Below are 13,220 nucleotides of genomic sequence, written 5' to 3'. Positions count from 1 at the left end.
TTATAAGACTAATCTCAATTTTTTAATATAAAATAATAAACTATGGATCTATTTATGTTAGTGCCAGTTTTTGGTGTCATAGCTTTGCTTTATACATTTCTTCAGAGCAACTGGGTTAATAAACAGAATGCCGGAAATGAAAAAATGAAAACAATCAGCGGTCATATTGCAGACGGTGCAATGGCTTTTCTAAAGGCTGAATACAAAATCTTAATGTACTTTGTGGTAGTCGTCGCCATTCTGTTAGCAGTAATGGGATCAACGAATGCCAATTCACACTGGAGTATCGGGCTTGCTTTCGTGGTAGGAGCTGTGTTCTCAGCATGTGCAGGCTTTATCGGGATGAAAATAGCTACCAAAGCCAATGTGAGGACGGCAGAAGCAGCAAGAACTTCACTCTCAAATGCCCTTAAAGTATCTTTTACCGGAGGTTCTGTGATGGGAATGGGAGTAGCTGGGCTTGCTGTTTTAGGTTTGGGAGCTTTGTTTCTTATTATTAAACAGATTTTTGCCCCTGAAGCCACAGTAGATTCCCACGAAATGGAAAGAACAATTGAAATTCTTACCGGATTTTCTCTTGGAGCTGAATCTATTGCTCTTTTTGCAAGAGTAGGAGGTGGTATCTATACAAAAGCAGCAGACGTAGGTGCAGACCTTGTGGGAAAAGTAGAAGCCGGAATTCCTGAAGATGATCCCCGAAATCCTGCTACCATTGCAGATAACGTAGGAGATAACGTAGGAGATGTTGCGGGAATGGGAGCTGACCTTTTTGGTTCTTACGTAGCAACAGTTCTGGCCACCATGGTATTGGGCAGAGAAACTATTTCTGATGATGCCTTCGGAGGTTTTGCCCCAATTCTTTTACCTATGCTGATTGCAGGAACAGGAATTATATTTTCAATGATCGGAACTTTATTTGTAAAAATTAATGACAATGAAGGTTCATCCACTTCCAGCGTACAGAATGCATTAAATCTTGGAAACTGGGGAAGTATTGTAATTACTGCCATTGCTTCCTATTTCCTGGTAACTTATATCCTTCCTGAAAAAATGGTTCTAAGAGGACATGAATTTACGAAAATGGGGGTATTCGGAGCGATAATGGTTGGATTAGTGGTAGGAACCTTAATGAGTATTATTACAGAATATTACACTGCTATGGGGAAAAGACCGGTTTCCAGTATTGTGAGACAGTCTTCTACAGGGCATGCAACCAATATTATCGGCGGACTTTCCGTTGGGATGGAATCTACCTTACTTCCGATTATTGTACTGGCAGGAGGAATTTATGGTTCTTATCTGTGCGCCGGACTTTACGGAGTAGCTATTGCAGCAGCAGGAATGATGGCTACTACAGCCATGCAGCTTGCCATTGATGCTTTTGGGCCTATTGCAGATAACGCAGGAGGTATCGCCGAAATGAGTGAACTTCCCAAAGAAGTACGTGAGAAAACAGATATTCTGGATGCTGTAGGAAATACAACCGCAGCTACCGGAAAAGGATTTGCCATTGCTTCAGCTGCTTTAACGGCATTGGCTTTATTTGCAGCTTTTGTAGGAATTGCAGGTATTGATGGTATTGATATTTACAGAGCAGACGTTCTTGCCGGACTTTTTGTGGGCGGAATGATACCATTTATCTTTTCATCACTGGCAATTACCGCAGTGGGACAGGCTGCAATGGCGATGGTAGAAGAAGTAAGAAGGCAGTTCCGCGAAATTCCCGGAATTCTGGAAGGGAAAGCACAGCCTGAATATGAAAAATGCGTTGCCATTTCTACCGATGCTTCCATCAGAAAAATGATGCTGCCCGGTGCGATTGCGATTGTTTCCCCTTTATTAATCGGATTTATTTTCGGCCCTGAAGTATTAGGAGGATTTCTGGCTGGTGCTACGGTATGTGGTGTGTTAATGGGAATGTTCCAGAACAACGCAGGAGGTGCCTGGGATAACGCCAAAAAATCTTTTGAAAAAGGAGTTGATATCAATGGACAGACTTATTACAAAGGTTCGGAACCTCATAAAGCATCCGTAACAGGAGATACAGTAGGAGATCCTTTTAAAGATACATCAGGGCCGTCTATGAATATCCTGATCAAACTAATGTCCATCGTTTCTCTTGTTATTGCACCTACTTTGGCTGTTTTACATAAAGATAAAATTGAGGCCAACAGAAAAGCAAAAATTGAAAGTCTTACAGGGATAACTACCGCTGCAACAGGTGTAGGTGCTGATACCAAAATAATTGCAGTAGTTCCGGGAGAAATTAAAGGACATCTTAATGAAAACGGAGACTTTGTGTATGAAACAGGAAATATTCAGAAAATAAAACTGGACGGAGGAAAAACGATTGCCATAGGCGATGGAAGCCAGCTTTACCAACTTTATACGATGGTGAAACAAAATGATAAATCGATTTTAGATCCTGATAAATGGTACACTATTGAAAACCTTTATTTTGAAACCGGTTCCAGCGACCTGAAAGCAGAATCTGCACTTCAATTGAATACTTTGTCAGAAATTTTAAATGCTTATCCGGATCTGAAAATAAAATTGGGCGGATATACAGACAACAGTGGTAATGAGGATAGTAATCTTAAATTATCCAATCTGAGAGCGCAGACAGCCAAACTCAAACTTCTTGAGCTGGGGATTGCATCAGACAGAATAGAAGCTGAAGGATATGGATCACAGCATCCGGTATGTGAAGCTAATGATACTGACGAATGTAAAGCAAAAAACAGAAGAATTGACGTAAGAGTATTGGCTCTCTAAAATCAATATAAAATATACTAGAAAAGCATCGCTCCGGCGGTGCTTTTTTCGGATCTATTCAAATCATAAAAATATAAACATGCAAAAAATATCCACCATTATCTGTAAAAATCTGTGCGGTCTGTGGGAAACATCAAAGATTCCTTTTTAAATGTTCCAGTGCCTGAATAATCAATTCATCTTTTTTAGCAAAACTAAACCTTACATAATCAGAATTTTGCCTTGAATTATAGAAAGCAGAAAGCGGAAGGCAGGAAACCTTCTTCTCAATAGTAAGCCATTTCGAAAATTCTACATCCGTCATGCTTTTAGAAATATTTCTGAAATTTACCACCTGAAAAACACTTCCTTCGGCTGGTTGTTCAATCAGAAAAGGTGTTTCTTTAATCATTTCATTAAAAATATCTCTTTTCCTTTGCATGAGTTTTTTATTGATATCCGGATTGAATATATCGAGATATTTTGCGATAGCATATTGTGCCGGAGCATTCGCACTGTAAGAAATATACTGCTGATGACATTGAAATCTTGTGGTTAAACTTTCAGAAGCGAGCATATAACTCACTTTCCAGCCGGAAGTATGAAACATTTTACCAAAAGAAAAAATACAGAAAGTCTTTTCCCTGAGTTCACGATGGATGAAAGAACTGTAATGTTCAGTTTCATCATAACAATAAGTATCATAGATTTCTTCAGAAATTAAATAAATATCGTGATCTTTAATCAGTTCATAAAGCTGATTCCAGTCTTCTCTCTTCCATACTTTTCCGGTTGGATTCTGTGGAGAATTAACAATGATGGCTTTTGTCTTTTTAGTTATACATTTTTTGAACAGATCCCATTGGATTGTAAAGTCGCCATCAAGATCATAATAAACAGGAATTCCTCCATTCATAACAACAGCAGGCCCATACGTATAATAAGAAGGCTGAATAACGATAACTTCATCACCTTGATTAAGAATAGATTTGAGGGAAGTATATAAACCAAAGGTTGCACACGGAATAATGGTGATTTCTTTGGTTGTAAGAGAAATTGCATGGGTTCTTTTTGCATTGAAACGGATAATGCTTTCCCTCAGAAGAGGATTTCCTGCAAGAGGTTCATAATGATGAGTACTATTTTCTGCAGCTTCTTTTAAAAATATTTTCAGGCGCTCATCAATATCAAAATCGGGAAGTCCCAAAGAAAGATCAAAGCTTCCGTGTCTGATTGCCAGTTCTGACATGTCCGTAAAAAAAGAGTAGTGAGTAAATCCGTAAATTTCATCCATATATTTTGTATTCTAATCAAATATAATAAAATTTTAATATCAAAATCATATTTAAGAACTGTGTATTGTTAGATTTATAATGAACGGCATATTATTTTGTTCTATTGATTATTGATGCTGGGATTCAATAAAAATTGTTATTTTTAAGAAATTTATTCTTTATGAGAAAAATACTTATTCCGTTATTCGCAATGGCTGTAGTGATCAGTTGTGGAACGGCAAAAATATCTGACGGGAATGCTTCGCATCCTGTTTCAACAAAACATAACAAAGCATTTAACAACGCCTATAAAGAGATTAATGCAGAGGATTTAAAGAAAAACCTGTACGTTATTGCAGCAGACGATATGGAAGGGCGTGATACCGGAAGCAAAGGACAGAAAAAAGCGGGTGAGTATATGACTAATTATTATAAAAACCTGGGTATTGCAGCTCCTAAAGCATTAGGCTCTTATTATCAGAAAGTACCGTCTGAATTCATGAAGAAAAGAGGAGGAAGAAATCTTCCGGATTCTGAAAATATTTTAGCTTTTATTGAAGGAAGTGAAAAACCGGATGAGATTGTAGTAGTTTCTGCGCATTATGATCACGTAGGAACAAAAAATGGAGTCGTATACAATGGGGCAGACGATGACGGGAGTGGAACTGTAGCTGTAATGGAAATAGCCAAAGCATTCCAGCAGGCTAAAAAAGCAGGAAAAGGACCTAAAAGATCAATTCTTTTTTTACATGTTACCGGGGAGGAGCACGGTCTGTTTGGTTCAGAATATTATTCAGAGAATCCTGTTTTCCCATTAGCCAATACCGTTGTTGATCTTAATATTGATATGATCGGACGTGATGATCCTGCCAACAGAGGAAAGCAGTATGTTTATGTAATTGGTTCTGAAATGTTAAGCTCTCAGCTTAAAGTAATTAACGAAGCAGCTAACAAAAGAACCAACAACCTGGAACTGAATTACAAATACGATGATTTGAATGATCCTGAACAGTTATATTACCGTTCAGACCACTATAATTTTGCCAAGCATAATATTCCTGTAGCATTTTTCTTTGATGGTATTCATGAAGATTATCACAAACCGGGAGATGATCCTGAAAAGATTGATTATCAGTTGTTGGAAAAAAGAACCCAGCTCATCTTTACAACAGCCTGGGACATTGCCAACAGAGAAGAAAGGATTGTCGTTGACAGAAAATAATCACCAGTTTTTATTGGAATTGTTACCCTTGTCAAGGTTTTAAACCTTGACAAGGGTTAGTTAATAGATTGAAAGACGTTTTCAGCAGGATTGAATTTTATCGAAGATAAAATCCTTGCACAATAATACCATTACCATGAAAATTATGATCCGGGAAGCAAAACCAGAAGATATTCCACAAATACAGAGGGTAAGAAACTCTGTGAAAGAAAATACACTGTCGGATCCGGGATTGGTTACCGATGAAGACTGTAGTGAGTTTTTGTTTCAAAGAGGAAAAGGGTGGGTATGTGAGATTGAAGATGAGATTGTTGGTTTTTCCATTGCAGATCTCAAAGGGAATAATATATGGGCACTCTTTGTACATCCGGATTTTGAAAACCGCGGAATCGGCAGAAAACTCCATGATATCATGCTGGACTGGTATTTTGAACAAAATAAAGATTCCGTATGGCTGGGTACTTCACCTGGAACAAGAGCTGAAATCTTTTACAGAAAATCTGGCTGGAAGGAAATGGGAATCCATGGAAAAGGAGAAATCAAGTTTGAAATAACCTTTAAAAACTGGAAAAATAAAGTAGTATGATACCGAAATTAAAATCCATCAGACCTTTTATTGGAGCACAAAACTTTGAGATCAGCAGAAATTTTTACAGAGATCTGGGATTTGAAGAAGTTGTTCTGGAATCCAAATTATCCCTGTTTATACGTGAAGAAATTGGCTTTTATCTTCAGGATTACTATACAAAAGACTGGATTGACAATACCATGATCTTTATGGAAGTTGCCAATACAGATGAATTCTGGAAAGATCTTGTTTCTCTGGAACTTACGGATAAATATGAAAATGTAAGACTCACTCCTGTAAGAGTGATGGATTGGGGGAAAGAATGTTTTCTACATGATCCATCAGGGATACTGTGGCATTTCGGTGAGTTTTTTTAAGAAAGAAGTATGATTTACGCATTTGATACCTACTATTATGAGGATTATGCCAATACTGTGTGTATTGCATTTGAAGACTGGACCTCTGAAAAGGAAGTCGAAACTTTTATAGAACAGATTCCTGTGAGTTCGGAATATGAAAGCGGAGCCTTTTACAAAAGAGAATTGCCCTGCATTGTAAGCCTGTTGAAAAAAATAACATTAAAACCAGAAGATATCATCATTGTTGACGGATATGTTACCCTGGATAATGATGGTAAAATTGGTCTCGGCGGACACCTTTACGAAGAGCTGGGAGAAAAGTATCCTATAGTTGGGATTGCAAAAAATGAATTTGCAACACCGGATTCACAGCGGAGAAGTGTAGTGCGTGGAGAAAGTAAAACGCCGCTTTTTGTGACTGCCAGAGGGATGAATGTAGATGATGTTCATTGTAAAGTTGCACAGATGCATGGTGCTTACAGAATTCCAGCATTATTAAAAAAACTTGATCAGCTAAGTAGAGCATAAATGATAAAGTCTTACTAAAAAGTAAGATTTTTTCTTATTTATAAATATACCGATTGGTATATTTTGATTATCTTTGTTGTAATTCCACGATAAAAAATTAAGGTTTTTTTTAATTAAAAATATACCGATCGGTATATTGTAAAAATAAATTATATGAAAGAAGTATTTATAGTAGCAGCAAAACGAACCCCGGTTGGTGGTTTTATGGGAAGTCTGTCAGAATTTACAGCGCCGCAATTGGGAGCTTTTGCCATTAAGAATGTTTATGAAAGTGCCGGACTTTCTCCTGAACACATCGACAGTGTGTATATGGGAAATGTACTCAGTGCCGGACTTGGCCAGTCACCAGCGAGACAGGCGGCGATCTTTGCTGAAATTCCGGTGGATAAAGATGCTGCCACCATTAACAAAGTCTGTGCTTCCGGGATGAAATCAGCGATGATTGGGGCTCAGCAGATCCAGCTTGGGCTGGATCATATCGTTATGACGGGAGGAATGGAAAGTATGAGCAATGTTCCGCATTATGTCAAAATCCGTCAGGGAACAAAATTGGGAGATACGAATCTTACTGATGGATTGATCAAAGATGGATTATGGGATGTTTACAATGATTTTCACATGGGAAGTGCAGCTGAACTGGGGGTGAAAAAATACGGACTTACCAGACAGGAGATTGATGAATATGCGCTTTTTTCCTATCATAGAGCGCAGGAAGCTGCTAAAAATGGTAAGTTTGCAAATGAATTGATCCCAATATCGATTGAAGGCAGAAAAGGAACTACAATTGTTGATAAAGATGAAGATATCGATAAACTGATTCCAGAGAAAATTTCCCTTCTGAAACCTGTATTTGAAGCTGACGGAACTCTTACCGCTGCCAATTCAAGCAATCTGAATGATGGTGCAGCAGCTGTCTTATTAGCTTCGTCTGAAGCTGTAGAACAATATAATTTTAAACCACTGGCAAGAATAATAGCCTATGCAGATGCCGCACAATCTCCGGAATGGTTTACCACTTCACCTTCCATAGCCATTGAAAAACTGTTGAAGCAAACAGGCCTTATGCTTTCTGATATTGATTTTTTTGAAATTAATGAAGCCTATTCCTCGGTGATTTTATCCAATCAGAAAATCCTTGGCTATGATGTAAACAAAGTAAATATATATGGAGGAGCAGTGGCATTAGGGCATCCGATCGGAGCTTCAGGAGCAAGAATTATAACCACTTTGATGAATGTTTTACGTGAGGAAAAAGGAAAGTACGGGGTCGCTGCCATCTGCAATGGTGGAGGAGGTGCTTCTGCAGTTCTTATTGAAAATATAGGCTAAAAGGGATTAAATAACTTGAAATTTAATTAGTACATTTAAATAGCTCTTTCTTAAAATCAAATCTGAGAAAGGGCTTTTTCTTGATAAAAGATTGATTATCTACGGATAAATCAAATTATTTGACATAGTTATCAGAGTTATTAATATTTTATTTTTGTTAAACTGACAAATATCATTACGTTGTTATTTTTATTCATTCTAAATAAATATAAATTTGTCTCAGGAAATTTAATAAAGAAAATGAAAAAAATAACTACTCTTTCTGGTATTGTACTTGCATCGCTTATGAATGCACAGCTGCAATACTGTATGCCAACCTTTCAGTATGGAGCTGACGGCAATATGATCAGCAATGTTACTTTCGGAACGATTAATAATTCATCACCAGTCAATTCCTCAAATGCACAAATTTATGAGAACTTTACCGCAATATCTACAGATCTGCAGCCGGGAAATTCCTATCCTATATCTGTGGAAGGACCATCCAGTACATTTCCCAGTGATGTAGTTGTTTTCATAGACTTTAATCAGAACGGAAATTTTGATGATGCAGGAGAAAGCTTTTATATCGGAAGACTTGGAGCAGCCAATCCGGCCAATGCTTTTACAATCAATACCACTATAGCAATCCCTGCGAATGCTGCCAGTGGAAGTACAAGGATGAGAGTTCTTAAGAATACCAATGTTCAGGCTTATTCAAATCCGGCAGCAGCTAATTCTATAAGTTCAGCTTGTGACAGCAGCTTGAGAGCAGGACAGACAGAGGATTATACAGTCAATATCACAGGGAATACCCCAACTTTCCCTGCTCCTTACTGTGGTACTGAAAATATTACAAATTTGACCGTGAGTGAGATCAGTACGGTAGAATTTGCCGGAGTTGTTAGAAACAGTGCACTCGATGGGAATTCTGATGTACTTGAAAACTTCACAGCAACGGTTTTCAATGTCAACCGTGGGAATAGCTATCCTATAAGTGTTACAGGAGGTACGCATGGCCAGATTACCGTATCTGCCTATGCTTATATTGATTTTAACCATAACAATCAGTTTGATGCTGATGAGCAATTTAATCTGGGCTATCTGGATAACTCCAATCCGGTTCCTGGTCAGCAATCCGGAGTTACAACAGGTAATATCACCATTCCGGCAGGAGCACAGCTGGGAGAAACCCGTTTCAGATTGGTAAAAGCCTATGAATCCAATTCATGGATGGGAGCTTTGAAGAATCTTCCGTGTCCTTCAGATTGGTTTATTGGTCAGGCAGAGGATTATACATTAAATATTCAGCCTGAAAATCTTTCAACATCAGAAGTTTCCAAAGAGGCATCAGCCAAGGTGAAAATATATCCGAATCCTACCTCAGGTTCATTGACAATTAAAATGAAAGAAGGATTAGCGAAATATGAAATTTACAATATGTCCGGACAAAAGATGCTGGAAGGTAATTCTATGACGGTTTCTATGGAAAGCTTTGTTCCGGGAACCTATCTGATTAAAATTCAGACTAAAGATCAGAAAACAGTTACAGAAAAGATTATTAAAAAATAGACACATCATATCTAAATCATATCCATATCAATTTTTGTTTTTTAATCGACAGGTCCTTTACCTGTCGGTTTTTTATTTGTCGGCTTTTAACTTGTATTATGATTCAGATGCCAGTAAATCCATAAGATCTTGCCTGGAAAGTCCCTGAAGCTTCTTTCCGTCCGTGGTCAGCAGATTCTGAGCCAGTTCTTTTTTCTTTTTCTGCAGCGTAAGAATTTTTTCTTCTACGGTATTGGAGCAGATCATTCGTACAGCAATTACATTTTTGGTTTGTCCTATACGATAACTTCGGTCAATAGCTTGGTTTTCGGCGGCAGGATTCCACCATGGGTCTACAAGGTAAATATAATCTGCCTGAGTAAGATTGAGACCCACACCTCCGGCCTTTAAGCTGATCAGAAATATGCGTATATCCTTATTTTTCTGGAAATTCGATACTTTTTCCCCTCTGTCTTTAGTTTGACCCGTTAAATATTCAAACTGGATGTTGTGGCGCTCCAGTTCTGCCTTTATGAGATCCAGCATGCCCACAAACTGTGAGAAAACAAGGATCTTGTGATCTTTGGACTTCCCCAGGATCTGTTCCATCAGAATTTCGATTTTAACGGCATTTTCACCGGAATTTCCCTCTTTCATCAGAACAGGGGAATTACAGATTTGTCTGAGCCTTGTAAGTCCCGTAAGAACATGCATGCTGTTTCTGTTCAGATCATCTTCATCATTAGCCGCAATAAACTCACGAAGCTCTTTTTCATAGGCATCGTAGATTTTGCGCTGTTCCGTATTCATTTCACAGTAAATGACTGTTTCAGTTTTCTCCGGAAGTTCTTTGGCAACCTGCTTTTTGGTTCTTCTGAGGATGAATGGTTTTATCTTTTGCTGAAGTTCTACGGCACGTTTGCTGTATTCGAATTTATCAATAGGAATGGCATAAATATCTTTAAAATACTGTTTGCTTCCCAATAATCCCGGACAGGCAAAAGAGAGCTGGCTGTAGAGGTCAAAAGTGCTGTTTTCAACAGGTGTTCCCGTTAATACAATTCTGTTTCTGGATTGTAGCAGACGTGCTGCTTTATATCTTTCTGAATTTGGATTTTTAATCACCTGTGACTCATCCAGAAATACATAATTGAAATTAAGGTTTTTCAAAAACTGAATGTCCGAAAGAAGCATTCCATACGTAGTAAGAACAACCTCGTATTCAGGCATGTGAGCCGTTGTTTTTGGCCGGTCTGCACCATAATGAAGCAGAACTTTTATGGAAGGAGCAAATCTGTTCATCTCTTCCTGCCAGTTGAAAAGCAGGGAAGTGGGAACGACAATCAGGTTGGTGGTATGGCCTCGTTTTTCTCTTTGAGAAAGGATGAAAGCAATGATCTGGATGGTTTTTCCAAGCCCCATATCATCAGCCAGACATCCTCCAAAGTTGAAACTGTCAAGAAAATTAAGCCAGTTCAGACCGTCGTGCTGATAATCTCTCAGTTCAGCATTCAGATCAGCGGGAACAGCTACTTCCGGAATGTTCTTTACTTTTAAAAACTTGGTGGAATAGGAGGTAAGTTCTTCCTGAATCTCCTGGCTCAGGATTTCTTTTTCGAACAGTGCCGTCACCTCCGTAAAATTGATTTTCGGAATTTTTAAAAGTTCTTCATCAATTTCTCCTGCACGGAAGTAGGCGGAAATTTTTTCCATCCATTCCTCAGGAAGAATTCCCATGCTGCCGTCATCCAGCTGAACGAATTTACTCTTATTCCGGATGGCCCGGTGAAGCTGTTTCAGAGAAGCTTCTTTGGGACCAAATCCCACTTTCAGTTTAGTATTAAACCAATCCAGTCCGCTGGTAATCTGAATATTGATTTTTGCCCGATGAGGATTTAATTTATTGTTTTTTAATTCATTAAAGCCCAATATGATAATTCCTTCATTTCTCCAGGTTTCAAATGCGTCAAGAAACCAGTTGTTATCCAGAAACTTATCCCTGTGAAGGTAAAAATACTGATAGCCATCCATCTGTTCTTCAAAATCAGGATGCTGCTGCATCACCAATGAAGTAAAACGGGCTTCGGCTGATTCATTTCTTTCTATTTTAAAAGGATTACCATTCTGATCCGTATCGAAGAGCTGCTTCCTGGAATACACCGGAACTTCTACATCACCGTATTTCATGACGGGAGTAATTCCTATATAATTTTCCTGCTGGCGAAGATAAATGACTTTTTCAGTCTGATAATTCTTGTCTTCAAGCTGTACTTTTGTTGCGGTCTGTATATAACTGTAATTTATATGAATACGTTCTTCTATAACAGAGAGAATGTTCTGCATAAACGCTTCATATTTTGAAGAATGAACCAGTAAAATTTCATTATTGGCCTTAAAGAACCGGATAATTCTGAGCATGTCCGGATCGTCTACAAAGCTGAAAATGTTTCGGTTATAGACGAAATACTCATTTCTGAGAACAATATTTTTAAAAGGAATGGAAATATCATTAAACAGCAATTCTCCGGTAATTTCAAAAAACGGATCTTTCTTAAATACAGACAATTGAACCTCCGCATCTAAAGTATTTAATTCAATCGGAAAAAGTGATTTTGAAGAAACTGTTTCTGCCATTTCCCGGTCGTGATAATAGACTTCCAGTTTCAGAGGATTTTGTACAATAAGTTTTAAAGCTTCCAGTTCTGACGGATTGTAATCTTCATTATAATTATTCTGAAAGGAGGCAATGGCAGTATAAAATTTAATGTCTGCAGGCTTTTCCGCTTTCCATATCAGCTGAAGGGCATCTGTGGGACTAACCGGATTTTTTATTTTTCCTGTCTGTGTAATTTCTGCCTTCATCAGCGAAAACGTCATATGGTTGTAATAACGGTGCTTTCCGATAACCAATATCATCTTTTTACCTGTTTCCAGCATGGCCAGCTGATCAAGTTGGGAAGAAGATTGAGGAAGAAGTTCCCTAGTCTGCATTAGATCGTCTACAGGAAGCATTTCCTTGATCTTAGGCAGTATTTCAATTTTATCATCCTTGTATACCAGTTCAAAATACTGATCCAGATCCGGTTCATTTTCCAGGCCATATCCTTTGGCTTTAGTAAGAAAGGTCTTTTTGCGGAGTGCTTCATCAAAAAACAACCGGAAATTTTTATTCTCAATAATGCTGTGAATGACCTCTGTCTGATGAGAACAAAGCATGTTCTTTTCATTGTCGCAGGTACAGGAACAAATCAGGGTGCTGTTTATTTTACTGATGGTAACTGCCGGGAAATCCTGTAATGAAGACTGTTTGGTAAATATTCCTGTATTGTTTTCAATAGCAGCCGGATAGATTTCACGGAAATCCGTTAATCCGATAAACGCGCTGTCTGAGGTATGTTTCAGCAGGTCATATACGGAAAGTGTACTGATATTGATCTTATCAAGAATATATTCTGCCATAAAAATAGATGGAGACAAACTTACAAAAAACAAATGTATTTCAGCATCCGTTTTGGCTACAGCTTGCCCCATTTTGGCGACTCCCGTGTGAGTCCTGATGCTGAACTTTATCCTGTAATTTTAAACCAAGAAAAATGAAAACAATTTTTATAAGAGGTGCTTCTACAGGATTAGGAAAAGCAGCAGCCCAATTATTT

General features: G+C 38.1%; 9 protein-coding genes. 7 read left to right on the top strand and 2 right to left on the bottom strand.

Translation table 11 applies throughout. The features are described from left to right. The first annotated feature begins 42 nt into the window (after window positions 1-42). A complete protein-coding gene (locus EK417_RS05420) occupies window positions 43-2,775 on the top strand; it encodes a sodium-translocating pyrophosphatase (RefSeq protein ID WP_136521553.1) in 2,733 nt (910 codons plus the stop codon). A gap of 133 nt (window positions 2,776-2,908) precedes the next feature. Here the strand turns inward: EK417_RS05420 and EK417_RS05415 are convergent, their stop codons facing one another. Continuing rightward, window positions 2,909-4,048, bottom strand: coding sequence for an aminotransferase class I/II-fold pyridoxal phosphate-dependent enzyme (locus tag EK417_RS05415; RefSeq protein ID WP_136521552.1), 1,140 nt, complete (start codon window positions 4,046-4,048; stop codon window positions 2,909-2,911). 161 nt (window positions 4,049-4,209) lie between these two features. On the opposite strand from EK417_RS05415, the gene EK417_RS05410 reads away from it, so the two are divergent. From EK417_RS05410 to EK417_RS05385, 6 genes are all read left to right on the top strand, one after another. Next, window positions 4,210-5,250 carry a M28 family metallopeptidase gene (locus EK417_RS05410; RefSeq protein WP_136521551.1) on the top strand — a complete coding sequence of 347 codons (1,041 nt, stop codon included), beginning with the start codon at window positions 4,210-4,212 and terminating at the stop codon, window positions 5,248-5,250. 136 nt (window positions 5,251-5,386) lie between these two features. Next, window positions 5,387-5,836 (top strand): GNAT family N-acetyltransferase, encoded by a 450-nt coding sequence (locus EK417_RS05405; protein ID WP_228457890.1) that lies wholly within the window; start codon window positions 5,387-5,389, stop codon window positions 5,834-5,836. Further along, complete coding sequence (locus EK417_RS05400; protein WP_136521550.1) at window positions 5,833-6,195, top strand: VOC family protein; 363 nt, start codon at window positions 5,833-5,835, stop codon at window positions 6,193-6,195. Before EK417_RS05405 ends, EK417_RS05400 begins: the two co-directional genes overlap by 4 nt. 9 nt (window positions 6,196-6,204) lie before the next feature. Next, a complete protein-coding gene (locus EK417_RS05395; protein WP_136521549.1) occupies window positions 6,205-6,705 on the top strand; it encodes an endonuclease V in 501 nt (166 codons plus the stop codon). Window positions 6,706-6,858: 153 nt separating this feature from the next. Continuing rightward, window positions 6,859-8,034 (top strand): acetyl-CoA C-acyltransferase, encoded by a 1,176-nt coding sequence (locus tag EK417_RS05390; protein ID WP_136521548.1) that lies wholly within the window; start codon window positions 6,859-6,861, stop codon window positions 8,032-8,034. 240 nt (window positions 8,035-8,274) lie between these two features. Then, a complete protein-coding gene (locus EK417_RS05385; protein WP_136521547.1) occupies window positions 8,275-9,585 on the top strand; it encodes a GEVED domain-containing protein in 1,311 nt (436 codons plus the stop codon). 96 nt (window positions 9,586-9,681) lie between these two features. Here the strand turns inward: EK417_RS05385 and EK417_RS05380 are convergent, their stop codons facing one another. Continuing rightward, entirely contained in the window at window positions 9,682-13,023 is a 3,342-nt protein-coding gene (locus tag EK417_RS05380; protein ID WP_136521546.1) for a DEAD/DEAH box helicase, read from the bottom strand. Between the last annotated feature and the right edge of the window lie 197 nt (window positions 13,024-13,220).

Source organism: Chryseobacterium candidae (assembly GCF_004916905.1).
GTDB classification, from domain to species: Bacteria; Bacteroidota; Bacteroidia; order Flavobacteriales; family Weeksellaceae; genus Chryseobacterium; species Chryseobacterium candidae.
The sequence above is the reverse complement of the archived record's forward strand: the minus strand, read 5'-3'. Positions and strand labels throughout refer to the sequence as shown.